General features: G+C 73.2%; 23 protein-coding genes. 18 read left to right on the plus strand and 5 right to left on the minus strand.

The window, feature by feature from the left end; genetic code table 11:
- Positions 1 to 468 precede the first annotated feature (468 nt).
- The 11 genes from ACZ6O2_RS19560 to ACZ6O2_RS19610 all read left to right on the plus strand — a co-directional run bounded on the left by ACZ6O2_RS19560 (position 469) and on the right by ACZ6O2_RS19610 (position 10836).
- The gene (locus tag ACZ6O2_RS19560; protein WP_350707378.1) at positions 469 to 1212 is read left to right on the plus strand and encodes a CIS tube protein; all 744 of its coding nucleotides are present in this window, start codon (positions 469 to 471) and stop codon (positions 1210 to 1212) included.
- Positions 1209 to 2798 carry a contractile injection system protein, VgrG/Pvc8 family gene (locus ACZ6O2_RS19565; RefSeq protein WP_466023804.1) on the plus strand — a complete coding sequence of 530 codons (1590 nt, stop codon included), beginning with the start codon at positions 1209 to 1211 and terminating at the stop codon, positions 2796 to 2798. The genes ACZ6O2_RS19560 and ACZ6O2_RS19565 overlap by 4 nt, the downstream gene beginning before the upstream one ends.
- Positions 2798 to 3136, plus strand: coding sequence for a hypothetical protein (locus ACZ6O2_RS19570; protein WP_350707374.1), 339 nt, complete (start codon positions 2798 to 2800; stop codon positions 3134 to 3136). Before ACZ6O2_RS19565 ends, ACZ6O2_RS19570 begins: the two co-directional genes overlap by 1 nt.
- Positions 3133 to 3609, plus strand: coding sequence for a GPW/gp25 family protein (locus tag ACZ6O2_RS19575; protein ID WP_466023805.1), 477 nt, complete (start codon positions 3133 to 3135; stop codon positions 3607 to 3609). The genes ACZ6O2_RS19570 and ACZ6O2_RS19575 overlap by 4 nt, the downstream gene beginning before the upstream one ends.
- A complete protein-coding gene (locus ACZ6O2_RS19580; RefSeq protein ID WP_466023806.1) occupies positions 3606 to 6200 on the plus strand; it encodes a putative baseplate assembly protein in 2595 nt (864 codons plus the stop codon). Before ACZ6O2_RS19575 ends, ACZ6O2_RS19580 begins: the two co-directional genes overlap by 4 nt.
- Positions 6181 to 6696, plus strand: coding sequence for a phage tail protein (locus tag ACZ6O2_RS19585; RefSeq protein WP_357460080.1), 516 nt, complete (start codon positions 6181 to 6183; stop codon positions 6694 to 6696). The genes ACZ6O2_RS19580 and ACZ6O2_RS19585 overlap by 20 nt, the downstream gene beginning before the upstream one ends.
- Positions 6693 to 7622: a carbohydrate-binding protein gene (locus tag ACZ6O2_RS19590; protein WP_466023807.1), complete on the plus strand. Its 930-nt coding sequence runs from the start codon at positions 6693 to 6695 to the stop codon at positions 7620 to 7622. The genes ACZ6O2_RS19585 and ACZ6O2_RS19590 overlap by 4 nt, the downstream gene beginning before the upstream one ends.
- On the plus strand, positions 7619 to 8077 hold the full coding sequence (locus ACZ6O2_RS19595; protein ID WP_466023808.1) for a hypothetical protein: 459 nt from the start codon (positions 7619 to 7621) through the stop codon (positions 8075 to 8077). The genes ACZ6O2_RS19590 and ACZ6O2_RS19595 overlap by 4 nt, the downstream gene beginning before the upstream one ends.
- Positions 8078 to 8094: 17 nt before the next feature.
- On the plus strand, positions 8095 to 8868 hold the full coding sequence (locus ACZ6O2_RS19600) for a hypothetical protein (protein WP_350707362.1): 774 nt from the start codon (positions 8095 to 8097) through the stop codon (positions 8866 to 8868).
- A 90-nt stretch (positions 8869 to 8958) separates the two neighbouring features.
- The gene (locus tag ACZ6O2_RS19605; RefSeq protein WP_350707360.1) at positions 8959 to 9687 is read left to right on the plus strand and encodes an HD domain-containing protein; all 729 of its coding nucleotides are present in this window, start codon (positions 8959 to 8961) and stop codon (positions 9685 to 9687) included.
- Between the two features lie 240 nt (positions 9688 to 9927).
- Positions 9928 to 10836 carry a hypothetical protein gene (locus tag ACZ6O2_RS19610; RefSeq protein WP_466023809.1) on the plus strand — a complete coding sequence of 303 codons (909 nt, stop codon included), beginning with the start codon at positions 9928 to 9930 and terminating at the stop codon, positions 10834 to 10836.
- A gap of 45 nt (positions 10837 to 10881) precedes the next feature.
- Here the strand turns inward: ACZ6O2_RS19610 and ACZ6O2_RS19615 are convergent, their stop codons facing one another.
- From ACZ6O2_RS19615 to ACZ6O2_RS19625, 3 genes are all read right to left on the minus strand, one after another.
- A complete protein-coding gene (locus ACZ6O2_RS19615) occupies positions 10882 to 11481 on the minus strand; it encodes a hypothetical protein (protein WP_466023810.1) in 600 nt (199 codons plus the stop codon).
- Positions 11482 to 11561: 80 nt separating this feature from the next.
- Complete coding sequence (locus tag ACZ6O2_RS19620; protein ID WP_466023811.1) at positions 11562 to 12125, minus strand: restriction endonuclease; 564 nt, start codon at positions 12123 to 12125, stop codon at positions 11562 to 11564.
- Between the two features lie 790 nt (positions 12126 to 12915).
- Positions 12916 to 13155, minus strand: coding sequence for a winged helix-turn-helix domain-containing protein (locus tag ACZ6O2_RS19625; RefSeq protein WP_357097455.1), 240 nt, complete (start codon positions 13153 to 13155; stop codon positions 12916 to 12918).
- A gap of 319 nt (positions 13156 to 13474) precedes the next feature.
- On the opposite strand from ACZ6O2_RS19625, the gene ACZ6O2_RS19630 reads away from it, so the two are divergent.
- Together ACZ6O2_RS19630 and ACZ6O2_RS19635 are read left to right on the plus strand one after the other, a co-directional pair.
- Positions 13475 to 13768 carry a DivIVA domain-containing protein gene (locus ACZ6O2_RS19630; protein ID WP_466023812.1) on the plus strand — a complete coding sequence of 98 codons (294 nt, stop codon included), beginning with the start codon at positions 13475 to 13477 and terminating at the stop codon, positions 13766 to 13768.
- Positions 13765 to 14115, plus strand: a complete 351-nt coding sequence (locus ACZ6O2_RS19635) for a hypothetical protein (protein WP_466023813.1) — start codon at positions 13765 to 13767, stop codon at positions 14113 to 14115. Before ACZ6O2_RS19630 ends, ACZ6O2_RS19635 begins: the two co-directional genes overlap by 4 nt.
- Before the next feature lie 79 nt (positions 14116 to 14194).
- Here ACZ6O2_RS19635 and ACZ6O2_RS19640 read toward each other — a convergent pair whose 3' ends face one another.
- Entirely contained in the window at positions 14195 to 15127 is a 933-nt protein-coding gene (locus ACZ6O2_RS19640; protein WP_466023814.1) for a hypothetical protein, read from the minus strand.
- Between the two features lie 60 nt (positions 15128 to 15187).
- Here ACZ6O2_RS19640 and ACZ6O2_RS19645 point away from each other — a divergent pair, with 60 nt between their 5' ends.
- The 5 genes from ACZ6O2_RS19645 (at position 15188) to ACZ6O2_RS19665 (ending at position 19178) form a co-directional block, all read left to right on the plus strand.
- Positions 15188 to 15715 (plus strand): hypothetical protein, encoded by a 528-nt coding sequence (locus ACZ6O2_RS19645; protein ID WP_466023815.1) that lies wholly within the window; start codon positions 15188 to 15190, stop codon positions 15713 to 15715.
- 293 nt (positions 15716 to 16008) lie between these two features.
- The gene (locus ACZ6O2_RS19650; protein ID WP_466023816.1) at positions 16009 to 16437 is read left to right on the plus strand and encodes a hypothetical protein; all 429 of its coding nucleotides are present in this window, start codon (positions 16009 to 16011) and stop codon (positions 16435 to 16437) included.
- 7 nt (positions 16438 to 16444) lie between these two features.
- Positions 16445 to 17614, plus strand: coding sequence for a hypothetical protein (locus tag ACZ6O2_RS19655; RefSeq protein WP_466023817.1), 1170 nt, complete (start codon positions 16445 to 16447; stop codon positions 17612 to 17614).
- 77 nt (positions 17615 to 17691) lie between these two features.
- Complete coding sequence (locus ACZ6O2_RS19660) at positions 17692 to 18219, plus strand: hypothetical protein (RefSeq protein WP_466023818.1); 528 nt, start codon at positions 17692 to 17694, stop codon at positions 18217 to 18219.
- Positions 18216 to 19178 (plus strand): hypothetical protein, encoded by a 963-nt coding sequence (locus ACZ6O2_RS19665; protein ID WP_350707337.1) that lies wholly within the window; start codon positions 18216 to 18218, stop codon positions 19176 to 19178. Before ACZ6O2_RS19660 ends, ACZ6O2_RS19665 begins: the two co-directional genes overlap by 4 nt.
- On the opposite strand, the gene ACZ6O2_RS19670 is transcribed toward ACZ6O2_RS19665, so the two are convergent.
- Positions 19128 to 19367 (minus strand): hypothetical protein, encoded by a 240-nt coding sequence (locus tag ACZ6O2_RS19670; RefSeq protein ID WP_466023819.1) that lies wholly within the window; start codon positions 19365 to 19367, stop codon positions 19128 to 19130. The genes ACZ6O2_RS19665 and ACZ6O2_RS19670 overlap by 51 nt on opposite strands.
- Positions 19368 to 19371: the final 4 nt, after the last annotated feature.

Genomic DNA, 19371 nt, shown 5'->3' on the forward strand with positions numbered 1-19371 from the left:
TCACGTACCAGGATCCGCGGCGTCCGGCGGCGCGACCGGGGCGGGGTTGACGTGGCCGGGCGGTCTGGGCGGGGCGTGGGCGGACCCACCGGCCGGGCCCGGCGCGGCCGGAGCGGGGACGGAAGCAGGAGCGGCAGCGAAAGCAGGAGCGGCAGCGAAAGCAGGAGCGGCAGCGGAAGCACGAACGGGGGCGGGAACAGGAGCGGGGGCGTGCGGCGGGACGGGATGCCCGGGCGCCGACCGGCCAGGACCCGCGCCCGGGCGTCCGCACCAGCGGCCGGACGGGACCGCGCCCTGGCCGGCACTGCCCGACGCCGACGGTGCGGGACCAGCGCGCGCCGGCGGGTCGGAGCGGGTCGACGGGCCGTGGCCGACGCTGCCGGACGACCGGCTGCTGTGGACGGTGCCCGCGCCCGCCCTCGACGACGAGCGCGTCCGCCGGCTGGACCGGGAACAGGCGGGTGGCTGATGGAACGGGTCGCCTTCCTCATCGACGCCACCGGCGAGCGGGTGGACTGCCTGCTCAACCCGGAGACGGTGCAGGTGACCCGGCTGGCCGGGGTGCGCCACCGGGGCGCGGCGGGCGGGCAGCTCACCGGGGCCGGGCTCGCCGACGACCCGCTGGTCTTCACCGGCGGGGGCCGCACCGAGCTGGTGCTGGACCTGCTGTTCGACGTGGACTTCGCCGAGGGTCAGGTCCGACCGACCGACGTACGGGCGCTCACCCGCCCGCTGTGGATGCTCGCCGAGAACTCCGCCACCGAGCACGGCTGGCTCCGGCCGCCGCTGGTACGGCTGGTCTGGGGCAAGACCTGGAACGTGCCGGGCGTCGTCGTCGCGGTGGCCGAGCGCTTCGACGCGTTCACCGCCACCGGCTCGCCGCGCCGGTCCTGGCTGCGGCTGAAGCTGGTCCGGGTCGCGGAGGACGCCGACCGGGCGCGGGAGGGCTTCGCGGAGGAACTCGCCGCGGCGAGCACCCCGACCGCCGCGCCGGGCAGCGCCGTGGTGGCCGCCGGCGACGGCGCGACCGGGCCAGACCACTCGGGCGTACGCTTCGACCTGCTCGCCCACGACGCGCTCGGCTCGCCGCTGCGGTGGCGGCTGCTGGCCGAGCACAACCGGATCACCGACCCGCTCACCGTGCCACCCGGTACGCCGCTGGCGGTGCCGCCGCAGCCGGCCCCGGCCGCCCACCCGGCGGGTGCGCCGTGACCGCCCCGCGCGCGCTCGCCGTGCTGCTCGACGGGGCTCCGCTGCCGGACGGGGCGGCCCGCCGGCTGGTGTCGGCCCGGGTGGCGGCCCGGCTCGACCAGCCGACGCAGTGCGAGGTGGCGCTGACCACCGCGCCCGGCTCCGCCGCGCTCACCCCACCGGTGCGCACCGGGGCGAGCCTGGAGCTACGCCTGGACGGTCATCCCGACGCCCTCTTCGCCGGCGAGGTCACCTGCGTCGAGGTCGAGTACGCGGCCGACGGCGCGGCGCTGCTGCGGGTGCGGGCGTACGACGCGCTGCACCGGCTGCGCCGGCGGCAGCGGCTGCGGGTGTTCGAGGCGGTGACCGCCGCCGACCTGGCCCGCGAGCTGTGCGGGGACGTCGGGCTGACCGTGCACGCCGAGGCCGACGGCCCACGGCTGGAGCGGCTGTCGCAGCATCGGCACAGCGACCTGGAACTGCTGCGGGAGGTGACCGGGCGGGCCGGCCTGCACGTGGTCGCCGACGGCGACCGGCTGCGTCTGCTGACCCTGGAGGGCCACGGCGAGCCGGTCGGCCTGGAGCTGGGCCGGGGGCTGCACTCGCTGCGGCTGTCGACCAACCTCGACACGGCCGGCGGGGAGAGCAGCGCGCTGGGCTGGCACCCGCAGCGGGCCGAGCCGATCAGCCAGCAGGTGGGCACGGCCCGCAGCGGCCGGCGGATCGTCGCCGACCCCGACCCGGCCGAGGTGGGCGCGGACGGCGTACGGACCGCCGTGGACCAGCCCGGGCGGGGCGACGACGAGTTGGCCGCGCTCGCCCAGGCACGGCTGGACGCGCGGGTCGCCGCCCTGGTCACCGCCGAGGGGGTGGCCGACGTCGACCCCGGGCTGCGGCCCGGCCGGCGGATCGCGCTCACCGGCGTGCCCGCCGCCGTCGAGGGGACGTACGTGCTGACCGAGGTGGTGCACACCGTCGACGCCGCCGGCCAGCTGAGCCGGTTCTCCACCGCCCCTCCCCCGGCCCCGCCGGCCGGGCCGCCCGCCCCGGCCGTGGTCACCCTCGGCCGGGTCACCGACGTCGCCGACCCCGAGGGGCTGGGCCGGGCCCGGGTCGAGCTGCCCGCGTACGGGGGGCTCGACGCCGGGTGGCTGGCCGTGCTCTGCCCGGGTGCCGGCCCCGGCAAGGGCCTCGTGGCGCTGCCCGACCCCGAGGACGCCGTGCTGGTGGTGCTGCCCGGGGGCGAGCCGGCGTCCGGGATCGTGCTCGGCGCGCTGTTCGGCGCCGCCGGCGCGTACGACGCGGGGGTCGACGACGGGCGGGCGCGGCGCTGGTCGCTGCGGACGGCGCGCGGCCAGTCGATCGTGGTCGACGACGCCGCGCGGAGCCTGCGGCTGGCCACCGAGGGCGGCAGTTGGCTGGAGCTGACCCCCGAACTGGCCACCCTGCACGCCGCGACCGACCTGGTGCTCTCCGCTCCCGGCCGGGCCATGGTCGTGCGCGCCCGCAGCGTGGACTTCCTGCACGCGGAGGCGGCCGAGGATCCGGCGACCGCCGCGCAGCGGGCCCGGACGCTGGCCCGCGCCCACCACGAAGGAGGCGGCTGATGCGCTGGATCCATCGCGACTCGGTGATCAGGTGCGACCACGACGGGCGGGTCGGCAACCGGGCCTCGCAGGACTGGGTGACCGTCGCCGGCGTGCCGGTGCTGGTGGACGACGACCCGGAGGGCCGGGAGATCACCGCCTGCCCGAACTACGGGCCGACGATCAAGCCGTGCGGGAGGACCCTGCGGGTGCGGGTCGGCTACAGCGACTGGGTGCGCGTCGGCGGCCGGCGGGTGGTCCTGTCCCACCTCGACGGGTTCACCGACGGCACCCCGCCCGGTCTGGTGCACCACCGGGTACGCGACCCCCGGCAGGGCTTCCTGGGGGCGGACCGGTGAGGGCCTTCCGGTTCGTCGGCGCCGGCTTCGAGCCCGGGCGGGGCGGCGGGCTCGCGCTGACCGCCGCCGGCGGCCTCGCCATGACCGAGGGTGACGAGACCGTACGCCAGGCGTTGTTCCTGCTGCTGTCCACGACCCCGGGCGAGCGGCTGATGCGTCCGGGGTACGGCTCCCGGCTGCACCGCCTCGTCTTCGCGCCGAACGACGACACCACCGCCGGGCTGGCCATCCACTACGTCCGGGCGGCTGTCGCCCGGTGGGAGCCCCGGGTGGAGGTCGTCGACGTCGACGCCGGCCCCGACCCCGACGAGGAGTGGCGGCTGGTGATCCGGCTCGACTACCGGATCCGGGCGAGCCTCGCGCCGGGGCAGTTAGTGTTCTCCGTCGACCTGCTGCCCGCCGACGACCCGGAGCGGGAGGCCGGTCACCGCCCGGCCGACGGCCGGGTGCCACCGGAGGGAGGAGCGTCGTGACCCTGCCCGTGCCGCACCTGGACGACCGTGCCTTCCTGGACCTGGTCACCGAGGCCCGGGAGCGGATCCGGCAGTCCTGCCCGGACTGGACGGACCTGTCCGCGCATGATCCGGGCATCGCGCTGCTGGAGGCGTTCGCGCACCTCACCGAGGTGATGATCTACCGGCTCAACCAGTTGCCCGAGAAGGCGTACGTGGCGTTCCTGAACCTGCTCGGGGTGACCCGGCACGCCCCGACGGTGGCCTGGGCGGACGTCCGGTTCACCCGGTCCGGCGGCGACCGCGGGCCGGTCCGGATCCCGGCCGGCATCCGGGTGGCCGCCGCGCGCGGGGCCGACCCCCGGCCGGTCGTCTTCGTCACCACCGAGCCGGCGCTGCTGCCGGCCGGGCAGGGCGAGGTCACCGTCCGGATGCACCACTGCGAGCCGGTGGAGGCGGAACTGCTCGGGGTCGGCACCGGCCAGCCCGGTCAGGTGCTGCGCGCCGCCCGGGCGCCGCTGGCGCGCACCGCCGAGCCGCTGGACCTGCTGCTCGGCGTCGAGGTGCCGGCCGGGACGGTGGAGCTGGGCGCCGCCGCGCGGGAGCACGAGGGCCGCACGTTCGAGATCTGGCGGCCGGTGGACAGCTTCGCCGGGCTCGGCCCGCAGGACAGGGTCTACCTCGTCGACCGCTGCTCCGGCACGGTCACCTTCGCCCCCGCCCTGGACGTGCGCGACCCCGCCGACCCGGCGACGGGTCCGGTGACCGTCGCCGCCGTGCCGCCGGCCGGGCGGCAGGTGCGGCTGTGGTACCGGGCCGGCGGCGGGCCGGCGGGCAACGTGGCGGTCGGCACGCTGACCAGCCTGCGCGACCCGCTGCCCGGGGTCCGCGTCGACAACCCCGCGCCAGCGGCCGGCGGGCGGGAGATGGAGTCCATGGAGTCGGCGCTGCTGCGCGGCCCGTACGAGTTCTTCGCCCAGCAGCGGGCGGTCACCGCGCGGGACTTCGAGGTGCTCGCCACCGGCTCCGGGGCCGTGGCCCGGGCGCGCGCCTTCACCCGCGCCGCCGTCTACAGCTTCGCCCGGCCCGGCGAGGTGGAGGTGGTGCTGGTGCCGTACGTGCCGGAGGCGGCCCGGCCGGGTGGGCGGCTGCCGGTGGCGGTGCTGCGGGAGCACGAGGTGGACCAGGCCCGGGCCCGGGTCGAGGCGGACCTGGAGCGCCGCCGCGCCCTGGGCACCTCCTGCCGGGCGACCTGGGCCCGCTACAAGGCGGTGTCGGTCCGCGCCCGGGTGGTGGTGCGCCGGGAGGAGGACGTCGAGGCGGTCCGACGGCGCATCCACGACCGGCTGCACTCCACGCTCAGCCCGCTGCCGACCCCGCTCAACCCGGCCGGCTGGGCGTTCGGCGAGCCGCTGCGCGCGTCCAACGTGTACCGGCTGCTGGAGCACGCCGAGCCGGGGGTGCGTTACGTCGAGTCGGTCCGCTTCGTCGTCAACGAGGCGCCCGACGCCCAGGTGCGTACCCTCGCCGTGGACCAGTACCAGCCGCGGACCTGGTACGCCGGGCGCGGGCCGGTGCTGTTCCGCTCCACCAACGCGGGCGCCGGCTGGGAGCCGGCCGGCCGGTTCGCCGACGGCGAGACGGTGCTGCGGGTGACGCCCGCCCCCGCCCCGGTGCGCCCCGGCATCGTGCCCCGGCCCGGCTCGGTGGCGGTCGCCACCGTCCGGGCCGACGGCGGGTCCCGGGTGCACCTGAGCACCGACCTCGGCGAGACGTGGTCGATGCTGACCGACCTGGACTCGCGGGTGTCCGACCTGGCCTGGATCGACCGGGACGGTGCGGGCGCGCTGCTGGTCGCCACCGACACCGGCCTGTACGAGGTCTCCCTGCTGCCCGGCGCGGTGCCGTTGCAGATCCTGGTCGACCCCGGCGACGCCGACCGGGGCTTCTACGCCGTCCGCGCGTTCGTCTCCGAGCGGGGCGCGCCGGGCGTGGCGGTGGCCGCGCAGGCCGGGTTCGGGGTCTACCTGTCCACCCAGGCCGGCCGCCCGGGCAGCTTCGCCCACGTCGGGCTGGCCAACGTCGACAACCGCGTGCTCGCCGTCCAGTACGACGGCCCGGCCACCCTGCTGTGGAGCGGCGCGGGCGAGCCGGACCCGAAGAAGCCCGGGCAGGGCTGCCGCCGGGCCCGGCTGTTCGAGTCCGACGTGCAGTGGCAGGCGGTGCAGTCCGGCTGGATCGGCGGCACCTGCCGGGACCTCGCGTTCTCCGGGCCGCTCGCGGTCGCGGCGACGCAGAGCGGCGGGGTGCTGCGGCTGGACACCCTCGCCGCCGCGCCGCAGTGGGCGCCGGTGTCGGTCAACTGCGGGCTGCCGCTGCGGGACCGCACCCGGTTCGTGCCGGTGGACGCCGTCGCCGCGACCGGCGGCCCGGACCGGCTCATCCTGGCCGGCGGCGAGCGCGGGGTGCACCGCAGCACCGACGCGGTCGACTGGGCGGCCAGCGCCAACCAGGCCACCGCCGACGTGGTGACCGTTCCCGACACGTGGCTGCTCTGCTCCGGCGAGCACGACATCGAGGTGGTGCGGCAGGATGCGACGCGCGGCGATTGAGCGGCTGCTGCCCGCGGCGTACCAGCGGGCCTGCGTGCCGGGCAGCGTGCTGTGGGCGCTGCTGGACGTCATGGAGGCGCTGCACGCCCCGGACGAGGCGGTGCTCGCCGACGTCGACGCGCTGTTCGACCCGTACCGCGCCCCGGACGGGATGGTCGCCTACCTGGCCCGCTGGGTGGCGATGGACCACGTGGTCGCCTCGCCCCGGCCGGACGCCCCGCCGCCGCTGCCGCTGGGCCGCCTGCGGGACCTGGTGTCCCACGGCGCGCTGCTGGCCCGCTGGCGCGGCACCCCGTACGGCATGCGGAGGGCCCTGGAGGTCGCCACCGGGACGGGCGGCTTCGCCATCGACGAGCCCCGGGACCGGCCGTTCCACGTCGTGGTCACCGTGCCGCCGGCCGCGGCCGGGCAGCTCGCCGTGATCACCCGCATCGTCGAGGCGGAGAAGCCCGCGTCGACCACCGCCGAGATCGTCGTCGCAGAGGAGCCACCATGACCACCGAGTGGGCGGTCGTCGCCGCCGCCGAGCAGTTCACCCTGGACACCCGCAACACCGGCGAGCTGACGTTCACCGTCTCCAACCCCGGCGCCGCCCCGGACACCGTCGTCTTCGACGTGGCGCCCGGCGAGGGCTCGCAGCGGTCCTGGTTCACCGTCACCGAACCGCAGCGGGTGGTGCCCGGGCAGGGCTCCGTCTCCTTCCTGGTCCGGCTGACCGTGCCGCCGGGCACCGCGCCCCGGCGCTACGACATGACCGGGTTCGCGTACTCGGCGAACACCGCGCCGGAGGAGAGTTCCCGCTCCAGCGGGCGGGTCACCTACGAGGTGCGGGCGGTCGCCCCGCCCCGGCGTACGCCGTGGCCGTGGATCGCCGCCGCGGCGGCGCTGGTCCTCGTCGTCGGCGCGGCGGTGGTCTGGCTGCTGGCCCGCGACGGGGAACCGGCGCCGGGCGAGCCGCGGGTGGTCACCGTCGAGGCGGAGAGCCTGGTGGCCGGTGCGGTGCTGGGGCCGCCGATGGGCTCGTCGGTGGCGGTGGAGGTCCAGCCCAACTGCTGCGGGGTGACCTGGTCGGGGGACGCCCAGCTGTTCTTCCAGGGCCGCGCGATCGGCGACCAGGTGAGCGTGACGGTGGAGATCCCCGCCGACGGCACCTGGCGGTTCGCCGCCGTCCGCACCACCTCGTTCGACTACGCCAACACGGTCTTCACCATCGACGGCGCCCAGGTCGGCGGTGCCTTCCTCGGCTTCACCCCCGAGGTGCGGAAGACGGACTGGGTCGACGTCGGCACGGTAGCGCTGACCCGGGGGCCGCACCGGGTCACGCTCGTCGTCGTCGGCAAGACCCAGGGCACGGACCGCTACTTCGCCGGCGTGGACGCGATCCGGTTCACCGAGGTCCCCGCGCCGTCCGACGCCCGATGAGCGGCGGGCAGAAGGCGCTGCTCGCGGCACTGGGCGTGCTGCTCGCGGCGCTGTTCGCGGTCGCCGTCGGCGCCGGCCGGGACGACACCGGCGACCCCGGCGCCCCCTCCGGGCTGGTGGAGCGGCTCGGCCGGCTCGGCGGCGAGCGCGCCGCGGTGGACCCGGCGACGGTACGGGCCGACTGCGCCGAGGCCGGCCGGCTGGTCTTCACCGGCACCTGCGTGCTGCGCGTGGCCGACCCGGGCGGGCTGCGGACGCTGGTCCTGCGCAGCCCGGCCCCGTTCACGGTCGAGGCCCCGGCACCCGGGGACGCCGAGTTCACCGTCCGCGACGAGGTCACCCCGGCGACCGACGGCACCGGGGCGGTCGCCCGGATCGCCGTCGACCGCGCCACCGACGTGCTGCTGAACTGCCCCCGCGTCGGCGGCTGCGCCGTCACGGTCACCACGTCCTGACCCATCGGAGGCCCGACATGGGTGAGCTGCGCAAGCCGTTCCTGCTGCTGGCGATGCTCGCCGTCGGCCTGGCGCTGGGTGTCGAGATCGGCGCCGGGCTGCTCGTCGGCGGCGGGGACGCCGGCGCGGCGCTGCGGGACAGCGCCGGGGCGCTCGACGTGCGGGTCGCCGACGTGTCCGGGGTCAGCGAGCCGTCCGGCCGGGGCACCGGCTACCTGGCGCTGGTCGACGCGGTCGCGGTCTGGAGCACCGGGCTGTTCTGCCTGAGCCTGGTGCTGCCGGACCGGGTCCAGGGCCGGGTGCAGGGCGCCGCGACGCTGGTCTTCTCGATCGTGCTGATCGTCGTGGCGTTCGTCGCGCTGCTGGTCGCCTTCGTCGAGCTGACCGTCATGGTGTCGCTGTTCCTGGCCCCGCCCTTCGGCACGCTGGCCTACCTGGCCCTGTGGGGGTTCTTCCCGGTCGGCGACGCCTCGGTCCTGCTCGGGCTGGTGCTGCTGCTCAAGCTCGCCTGGGCCGGGCTGCTCGTGGCGGCCCAACCCCGGTTTCTGCAGAACAAGGGCCTGGTGCTGCTCGCCCTCACCACGCTGCTGTGCACCGTCGTGCTGGAGTTCCTGCACCGCCTGGTGCCGGTGATCCTGGTCAGCGTCGTCGACGACCTCGGGGCGCTGGTCTTCGCCGTCGTCGCCCTCGCCTGGGGGCTGGTGCTGCTGATCGGCTCGATCCCGGCCGTCGTCAAGGCGGTCCGGGTCACCGGCGCCGTCACCGAGGGCTCTGGCGGCGGCCGGGCCTGAGCCGCGCGACGGACCTCGTGCGCGGGGCGGTGCGTCGGGCACCCGACGGCAGGGGCCCGCGACATGGTGAAGATCGGCTATAAGTGGCGCATGGAATTTCCCGCCTACCTGGCCACCATGCCGATGCACGCGATCACCGAGATCCACGGCGAGCCCGGCCTGTTGGCCCGGTTCCGGCTGGAGCTGCGCGCGTTCGACGAGGCCGCCCGGGAGCGGCTCACCGAGGCCCTCGACCTGGCCGCCGAGCTGCACCGCGACGACCGGCGGGTACGCGAGCCCTACCTGAACCACCTGCTGCGGGTGGCGATCCGGATGATGCACCACTACCAGGTCCGCGACGTCGACGTGATCGTGGCCGGCCTGCTGCACGACGCGGTGGAGGACCACCCCGACGAGCTGGCCGGTGAGCAGGCCGGCGACGACGCGACCGCCGCCGCGCTGGCCGTCCTGGCCGAGCGGTTCGGCCCGCGCGTGGCCCGCCTGGTCGGCGCGGTCACCAACCCGGCGTACGACCCGGGGCGCGACAAGCACGTGCAGTACCGCGAGCACGTGGCGGCCAGCCTGGCCCGGGAGCCGTGGGCGCGGGTCATCAAGATCTCCGACTTCACCGACAACGGGGTGGGCGTCATCCACACCGTCGGGCCGAAGGTGGCCTCGTCGGCGGCGAAGTACCGGCCACTGGTGCCGGTCTACCGGGACCTCGTCACCCGGCCGGACACTCCCCTGTCGGCGCCGGTGAAGCGGCACATCCTCGACCAGCTCGACCTGGCCGAGGAGCGCTTCAGCGCCATCCTCGACCAGCCCGCCCAGGCCAACTGACCGCTACGGTCGGTCGGGCGGGCCCGGCCACCCCGCTCTCCGCCTCGGCGCGGCTGCGCCCGAATGAGACGCCTCCCGGTTAGCGTGAGGGCACAGACCACCGACACGTCATGGGGTTGAAGCTGTTCTGCGCACCCCTCGCGCGACGGCACCTCGTCAATCCGCAATCCACCACACGGCGTCCGGCAACGCGGGTGGATCGGCTTGACGCGGACCGAACCGTGCTGAGGGGAGGGTGACATGACGGACGCCTCCGACCGGCAGTCGACGTCCTTCCACCGGTGGCGACGGCGGGCCACCCGGGGCCTCGTCACGGCCGGGAAGGCGAGCCTCCAATCCGGTCGCTCGTTGCTGCTGCGCTGGCGGCGGCTGGTCGCCTACCTGCAGGACGAGGATTCCTTCCCGGCGCCGTACCCTCCACCGCCCCGACCCGGCCGACACACCGAACAGCGCGACCCGGCGGGTCCGATCACCGTGCCAGCCCGGGGCTACGTGTTCTGTTTCCACGTCCGCGCGACCTTCACCTGGTCATCGGAGGGCCTACGGCCGGAGGCGCTGAACTGGTACGCGCAGTACTTCATGCCCCAGGCGATCGAGCAACTGACCCGCCTCGCGGCGGAGCGGGCGCGCGAGTTCTCACCGCACCGGGCCGGCGACATGGAGGTGGCGCTCCAGCGGGCGCTCGCCGAGCAGACCCCCTGGCGTTACGAGCGGGGCGACGTGGTCGTCACCTGTCAGCCGGGCGCCTGGGTGAGATTGGACCAACGGGTCAAGCAGGCCCTCCAACCCCACTGGGAGCGCCACATCGCCCTGGCGTCCCGATACGACGAGCACCTGAGGCGGGCGCAGTACGCCGAACGGCTCAGCCGGCGATGGGTGTCGATACTGAGAGAGCACATCGACGGCGCGTCCGCTGGCGGAGCGGCGACCGGGAACGAGGAGCACGCCGACGCGCTACAGCACATGCTGGACCTGCAGGAGTCAGCCGCGGAGTGGATCGAAGACCTGCTCTGCGACCGGTTTCCCGACGGCGCCGTCTTCGACCCGCTGACCCCAGTGGACCTGCTGTCCCCGCCGAGCCAGAGGCAAGAGACGCCTGAACGGTCGGAAAGACCGACGGGGGCAGCGCCCGAAAGCCCGGACCTGTGAGAGCCACCGCGTCATGACCCGAGCAGGTCGACACGCACCACCGCCCTACCCCGACCGGTCGGCTGGCGCGGGCCGGGCGGTCGTCTGTGACGACATCCTGTTCGGTAGCGCTTGCGCGAGTCGCCCTGACAGCAGCATCGCCTGAGCGACCGAGCCGCCGCCGACGCCCAGGCCACCACGGGCGGCGCTGTAGAAGTGGTCGCGCGCCTCGTTTGCCCGGTGCAACAGATGGCCGACGTCGTCCTGACCGGTCAGGCCACGAGCGGCACGCTCGATCGCCCAGACGGCGTCGCGCCAGCCACGTGCCGCCGACACCGTCGCGGCGTCCCCCAGCAGCAAGACGCTCTCCCAGGCCAGCGTGTGCCGGACGTCGGCGTCTGCCAACCGTGCCAGCCCTTCCTCCTGGTCGATCCGGTGCCCTCGGGAGTTGGGGCGGGCATTGGCGAGCATCCGAACGGCGATGGCGTGGATCTCCTTCAGCACCTGCGCGAACTCGACGTAGGCGTCCACCCGACGGTCGTCCCAGCGGACGGTCTGGTTCCGCTTCCATCGTGTGCGGTCGGCGATGGAGGTGGCGACGATCGTGCCGATCGTGCCGATCAGCACGCCGAGAAGTGCGGGCAACTGTGCGACGACGCCTCCCATGGCGTCGAGCCTGCCATCCGCCGGCAAGACCGACGACAGCGCCGCTACCGGGAGGGGTCGAGCTACGAAACCGGGTCAGCTCACCTGCCGACGATGCTCCGGGGCGGCGTACGCGTCCAGGCCCACTGCTCCAACACCTGCCGGTCGACCAGGACGATGTTGAGCTGTCGGGCGAGCTGCACGCCGTCGCCGGCGGTAAAAAATCCGTTTGTGACGATCATGCACAGTTCACCTCCGTGCACCTCGCGACAGGTCCCGGCGAACCGCTGGATGGCGGCGCTGCCGACCCGGTTCTTCGTGCTCTGCCGCTTGCACTGGACGACGACGCGGCGGTCGTCCGGGGCGATCGCCGTGACATCGGCACCCCGGTCCCCGGAGCCACCCCGGACCCGGATGTCCCGAAACCCGGACGCCCCGAGCAACCGGGCGAACCACTGCTCGAACTCGGGACCCGTCATCGGGTCGGTCACCGCGATCGCCCTGTCCCGCTCGGCCTGCTCGGCTCGTTGGCGTGCCCGCCGCTTCACCCCGATCGACAGCAGCGCGCCTGCGGCCGCGACGACGACCACGGCCAGGAAGGCCGACCAGTACGGATGCCGCTGGACGAAGTCGACGACCAGGACGACCGCGATGAGAGCGGACACCGCCCAGAAGGCGAGGCCCCAGCCATTTCGCGAACTGCTTGCGGATCGACCCCGTCGCGCAGATCCTCCACTGCCCGCGCGGCGCCGCTTGCGATAGTGCGCCCGGACCCGGGCTCCGTCACGGCGGATGTGCGACCTCACATACGGCATGCGGCACCTCCAAGAGGGGACAATCAGCTTCCCGCCCGGGTGTGACACAACATGTGCGCGTACGTCGATACTGTCGACTACCCGTCGCTCTGGCACCAATCTGCGAACCTTGTGAGCGCCTCCGCCCGCCGTCATCCGACCGTCCGCAGCCGGCAACCACACTGACGCCCTCATGCTCAGAACGCCGCACGTCGCACCGATCACCGATCTCGTGAACGCCCTGCTCCGTGCGTCGACGCCAGAAGGCGATCGCGTTCTTCGCCTCGTCGTAGACAGCGGGATCTGGTAGAGCGGATTGTGCCGCTGTCGAAGAGTGACTTACCGGCCTGGGTGCTGGCGATGGCGTCGAAGCCCTGGTGCAGCCAGTCGCGCAGCGTCTTGTCGGGCTGATCGCGGAAGAACTGCGCCTCGGCCTCTTCGGCTAGGAGCAACCGGTCCCCCGGTCCCGCCAGGTAGGGGCAGCAGGCCGTTGTCTTCGCAGAAGCGCACGAAGGCGGTACCGAGCACCCAGGCGACGGCGACCTGCGTCACCCGCTCGTCCCGCCAGGCCGCCCACGTGGCGGTACGCCCGACCTTGAAGGCGTGGTCGTACTCGCCACGCAGGCGGAGGCGCACCTCCTCGACCGACTCGGCCCGCTACCTACGGCTCCCGCATCCAGAGCTTGGGATCGTTCACGAAGACGCCCTTGCCCTGGTGCCGCCAGATCACCCGCAGCGCTTCAAGCCGCACGTAGACCTGCTTGACGGTGGACGGGCTGACCTTGTGCGTCGCAGCAAGCTGCGTAATCGACGGCAGCTTGTCGCCCGGCTTGAGCTTCTTCGCTCTGATATCGGCGACGATCTCGTCGGCGATGCGGATGTAGTCGGCGGTGATCGGCATGACTCCCCCTGCGTGGCACGCCAATTCGATCACGCAACGACACCTCGCAACAACTCATCGTTTGACTCAGGTGACTGGGACAGCTAAGTTGATGACCGCCTCTCCCCTTGCGTGGCAACAAGGCGTAGAGGCATCCCCCTGGTCGGGGCGGGTGCCCGTGCCCGTCCCGACCCACCGGGCGGCTCTGCTGTCGTACCGCTGAATCGAGCTGCGGCGGTGGAGCGGGCGGGTCGTCCGCGGCCCCCACGCGGACGACCCGCCCTTCCAGACCCACCGCGCGGAGCCTGCGCGCTCCCGCCTGCCCGCAGAGAGGATCGTCGTGGCTCAGGTGTATCGAGGCGGCCAGCCCTACCCGGCCGGCTATCCGGGCCGGTTGACGCCGCACGAGGTGCGGACCCGCGAGTTCGCCGCGCGCCGGCGCGGCGTCGACCCGGTGGAGGTACGCGAGTTCCAGGCCCGGGTGGCCGACGAGCTGGCCATGCTCAACGAGGCGGTACGGCTGCTCAGCCAGGAGAACGACCGGATCAAGCGGGCGCTGCGCGACTGGCAGACCATGCACGCGCGGGAGTGCCGGCCGCCGCAGGAGTACCAGCACAACTCCGGTCACTGGTGACCGCGCGCCCCTCCCCCGGCGACCTGCTCGTCGTCGACGGCCGCGCCTCGGTGCAGTTCGCCGGGGACCGCGCCCTGACCTTCCGCGTCGTCTCGGTGTCCGGCCAACCGACGTACGCCGGTTGGATCTGGCTGACCGGCTACGTCCTCGACCGTCGCGGCAACGCGACCGCCAAGCGCGAGATCTACGTCCAGCTCGCCGGCCTCCGCCCGGCCCGCCCTCCCGAACCCACGGCCCGCCGCACCCCACGGTCCCGCCGGGCCTCGTCCCCTGCTCGGCGGCGTGATCAGGACAGCGCCGCGACCCGCGCCCGCTCGGGGCTGCCTGCCGGCGTTGACGCCGGGTGACGCCGTCGGCGCTACGGGTGGCACGTGCCGCCAGCCGGTGCCGAGTACGTCGAGGCGACCGCCCCCACCGATAGGGCCGCTACCTTGGCGGCTGACGATCGGCGTCGGCCGGCCGCCGCTGCGGGTGCACGGTGGCGTTGCCGGCCGGTGCGGACGCACCAACCACCAACTGGTGCGCGACCCGGAGCGCCGGCGCCACGGTCTCGTACAGGTAGGGAACGCCGTTGAGCCCTCCCCACCGGTAGCTGCCCCGCGCGGAGGGGTTGGTGAACGCCGCGACGAGGGTGTCGACGCCCGCGATTCGCGCCCGTTCGAGGCGTGGGGCAAGGTTCCGACGCCGACTCATCAGCTCAGTGAGCACCTTGCCGACCTGGACGCCCTGCACGATGCACAGCGTCGGCTCCAGGATCATGATCGTCGCTGCCAGGTGCGGGAGACAGTTGCGGCTCATGGTCGCGTTGCTCAACGACCTCTGTCCGTCGGCCGTGGCCGAGCAAAGTCGCAGGTTCGCCATGGCGTACGCGTCGAAGAGATGCACGGGTTGCCGTACCCCGCTCAGGTGGAGTTGCTCGCCTTCGCGGTCGCTGCCCGGCTCCCGCCCCACGGCGAGCCGGAGCGCACTGGCAGTGCCCTTCATGTGCGGATTCCGGCGGTTGAACGGCAGCTCGGCGGACTCCATGACCTCGGCGTGGCGCTGTTCAAGAGTCACGTGCTCTCTCGGTCGCACCGTGTCCATGGCGACGACCAAGATGCGGCACGGCACTCCGCCCAACGTGAGGTCGTAGTGACGGCCGACGTGCGAGAGCTGCCCGGCGGCGAAGGACACCTCGGGCCGTGGTGCCCCGCGTCCGTCGAACAGGACGCTCCGCCGACAACTGCCCAGCTTCCGGCAGACGCACTCACCCGACGAGCCGAGCACCTGCGCGCTCATGTACTGGCGCAGCCTCTCGACGCGCCTGGCTGTGGCGAGAGTGTCGCTTGCCGCGACGCGCTGCCGTGCGGAGGTCGTCATGACGAGAAGTTAGCGACGCGTGACTGGTCCGGCCAGCGCGCAACGCGAAGAATCAACCTCGTGACCGGGACCTTGCACCAATTGGCCGCCTTGCTGCGGGCTCGCGACGAACTGGACGCCCAGATCGCGGCGCTCACCGGGCGATCGGCGCGGCCGGGCGACATCGGCGAGTTCATCGCCGCACAGGTCTTCGACATCGAACTGGCCGGTACGGCGACACAGGCCGGCTACGACGGCATCTTCCGATCCGGTCCGCTCGCCGGCCGGACCGTGAACGTCAAGACCTACGGCGACGCCTTCGCCGGCATCGACATCAGCCCGCACGCCTGCGACTTCTACCTGGTCCTCAGCGGGCCAGCCCGGCCCCCGGGCGCCGTGCGGCACCACCGACGGCGGATCTCCGCTGCGTACCTTCTGGATGCCCGACGCCTGCTCGAAACCCTGACCGCCAGGCGCGTGAAGATCGAAACCGCGACGAGCATTCGCAGAGGCGACCTCGACGTCGCCCAGGTCTTCCCCACCGCCGGGGCGAACGCCCCGATTCGCCTCACACCAGAGCAGGCCGCGCTGTTGTCGCTGTTCGGGTAGCCCGCTCCCACCACTCGGCCGCCGGCGGCGGCGAATAACCATGCGAAGCGTCGACGGTTGGTCGCACCGCCCAAAGCGAACTGTCGTGATATCGACACACGCGAGGCCCGCCTACGATCAGCTTCCACACCGACCGGTGCACAAGCAATAGACGATTCCCCGCAAACGTCGATTCATCGTCAGCGTGATCAATATCGGGAAGAGCGAACCGTCCTTGACAGGCATTTAGGCGTTGGCATACTGGGCCGTGACCGCTCTCCCGGCGTGCGCAATCACAACAGATGCGGTGATCCATGGACGACCTGTCGGCAGCAGGCCTGGCCGCCGCAGCGAGCGCGGCTCTCATTCAGGCCATGGTCTCGGACGTGTGGCTCGACGTCAAAGCCCACGCGGCACGCATTCTCGGTCGCGACGAGACAGCATCGGTGGCCCGCGCCGACCGAGTGCTGGAGGATTCGCGCGGACGGCTGGTCGCTGCTCCACCGGAGCGCAGGGATGAGGCGTCCGTTCTGGAGGCGGCCCGGTGGGAGGGCCGGTTGCAGGCCCGGCTCGACGAGGACCCCGGCTTCGCCGTCGCGGTACGGGACCTGCTCGCGGCGGTCCGGGCGGCCGGCGGTCCCGTCGACCAGTCCACCACCGTGCAGCAAAACGTGACCGCAGGCCGGGACGCGTACACCGCAGGCCGTGATCTCACCGTGGATCGCCGCGATCGAACACCATGAGCGACGCGTGACCGTGCCCCAGCAGGACGTCAGCGCGCGGCGTGACGGCTATGTCGCAGGCCGGGACCTGCACCTGCATGTGGCGGGGCAACAGCTCAGCCTCTATCCGGAGGAACGCTTCGCCACGCCGCTGACCTACGATCGCGCGCGGCCGATCTCCGTGCAGTATCTGAATCCGGAGATCCGGTCCTGCTACGGCCGCCCGCCGACGGCCAGTTTCACCGAAACGGATCTGTCGCAGGCGCTGCACGCGACGCGGCTGGCCGTGCTCGCCACCGACGAGCACCTGATCCTTCCGGCGTCGTACCTGTTCGAGGTGCCGAGCCTGTCGGTCTTCCTGACCCGGATCAGGTCGCTCGTGGTTCGCGGCACGGTCCATTACTCGTCGCACATCGCCGACCTCGACTCGTACGTGGAACACAAGGCCGTCGAATACCGCAGCGACGTCCGCAATCCCTACGAGCTGACCCCGCACCGCAGCCTCACCGACGGCCTCGTGTGGCGACCCCGCTACGCGCAGAACACCGCCACCGACATCGGCGAGAGTTGGCGCGCCGCGCTGGAGCCGGACGGCCAGTTGGCCGGGACCCTCACCGGCATCGCCCGCCGCTGGCCGGCTAGGCTGGGTGACGTCGAAACACACCTGCGGGAGGTGCCGGAACGGCTCGACGGGCAGGCGTTCATCAGCCGGTTCGTCCGCGCGACCGTCCCGGTGGCGCTGGACGCCGAGGAGCGGGCCAGGGTCGACATGTTCCTGTCCCGCGAATACCTCGCCAGCTACCTCCGCGACCTCGACGCCGCCATCGTCGCCGACTTCGACTTCGGCGACTTCTCCTGCGGGGTACGGCAGATGCAGGCGCCCCTCGCGGACCGGGTGCTCTCCGCCCGCTCGTTCGACCTCGGCCTTCGTTGGCTCGGCATCCACGAATTCGTCCACCGCGGCGCCCGCTGGCGCGACCTGCTCTCCCTGCGCTCCACCGCCGAGTTCGGCGCCATCGCCACCGCCACGCAACACCCGGTGCTCCGGGCGCGGCTCCGCGAGGCGGTTATCCGAGGGCGGAAGCGCATCAAGCTCCAGAACGCGACGACCGTTCAGCAGGCACACACCGTGGTGTCCGTCGTCGCCAGCAAGCTCGATGTCACGTTGAACCAGACGGATCCCGACCGAAGGGCATGATGATGGTGATTTCCGTTTACTGTTCCGGATCGATCATCAAAGGGGCTGGCGACCAGCAACGTCTCTGCTGGACGGATGTGGAGCGGGAGGAGGTCGCGGGCGGCGCTGCTCCCTGCGACGTCGTCTTCCTCAATCCCGACGACCCGATACCGGACGCGGGCAACACGCTGGGCCAGTTCGGCCGGGACATGTACCAGGTGATGGTGGCGACGGCGGTCGTCGTCGACGCACGGGTACGCCGCGGCATCGGCATCGGGGTGGAGATGGCGGCGGCGGTCACGTTGGGAACGCCGGTGGTCGTGGTCGCTCCCCGCAATTCGCAGTACCGCAGCGACGTCCTGGAGTATCGCGGTGTGCGGGTGACCGACTACGTGCACCCGCACGTGGCGGCGCTCGCCACCGAGGTGGTCGACGACTTCGCCGCCGCCGGTCGTGCCCTCGTGTCGCTGGCCGAGCGCCCCAAGGCGACCCAACCTCGCCCTGCCTGGTTGTCCGCCGCGCTCGACGAATACGAGAACAACGTGCTCGACATCGACAGGCCGATGCTCGACGCGCTACGAAGGATCAGGGCCTGCGGGTCGCGAGTGCCCAGCACGACGGCATGATCGAGGACACGGGGTCCAGCGCCGTCGAGCCGATCGGCGCCAGGACCGGTGTGACCGGTCTCCACCTGGTGCACAACCGGCACCTGGAAGCGCTGCTGTTCGACCGCAACCTGACGGACCTGCCGTTCCGGCGGGCCTGCCTCGCCGGCAGCCGGGAGTTCGTCCGGCACATCCGGGACGAACTCGACGGCGCCGACATCGCCGAGCTGGTCATCCTGAGCAAGGGCCTGGTCTACCAGCTCGCGGAGGCGGTCGCCCTGGAGGCCGGCCGGAACCTGCCGGCGAACCTGGTCTCCACGAGCAGGGTGGCCGTGGCCCCGGACGACGCCACGGTCGAGGTGTCCTACGCGCGTTTCGACGCCGGCGGCTCGACGCTGCTGATCGGCGACACGGTCGCCTCCGGCGCGACGATCGTGGCGGCGCTGCGGGAATACCGGCGGTTCCACCCGGTCCGCCGCCTGTACGTGCTGTCGTACGCTGGCGCATTGCACGGTGCCGCACGCATCGCGGACTACTGCGCCGACAGCGGGATCGAGTGCACCATGCTCTTCGGCCTGGCCGCGTTCGGGCTCGCCGAGAACGGGTTCGACCTGTCCTTCCTGCATCCCGCGACAGTCACCAGGGACGCCTACCGCGAACGGGCCCGACGGCAGTTCGGCGGCAAGCCCGTGTCAGCCGTCGGCTGGGACTTCGGCTCGCAGGCCATGGCGCCGGGGAAGTACCGCCAGCTCTGCTGGGTCGAGGCCGGCGTGTGGGGGCTGCACGGCTCCCCGGCCCTCGCCGTCGCCCGCGCGCCGGAGAACATGGAAGCCCTCGCGCACGAGGCCCCTGCCTACACGGGCACGACCTTTCAGGCGCCCGGCAACGACGTGGCCCGGAGCGTCGAGCCCACGGCGGACGGCCATGCCTCAGGCGGTGACTGCGCTGCGGTGGGCGTTGACGACCCAGGCGTCCGGTAGGGCGATCCACTCGTTGTCGCCCACCCGCACCACCGCACCGTCCAGGTGGCCGGTCTGGGCCGTGAAGGTGAAGTTAGACCAGGCGCGGTAGGGCTCGGTGTCGGGCAGCAGCGCCTGGACGTGCGCCAGCGCCTCCCGCTCGTGCGTGAACTGCGACGGCGTGATCGTCGTCCACCGGCCCTCCTGCATGCGG

The sequence above is a fragment of the Micromonospora sp. NPDC048040 genome (assembly GCF_055587185.1).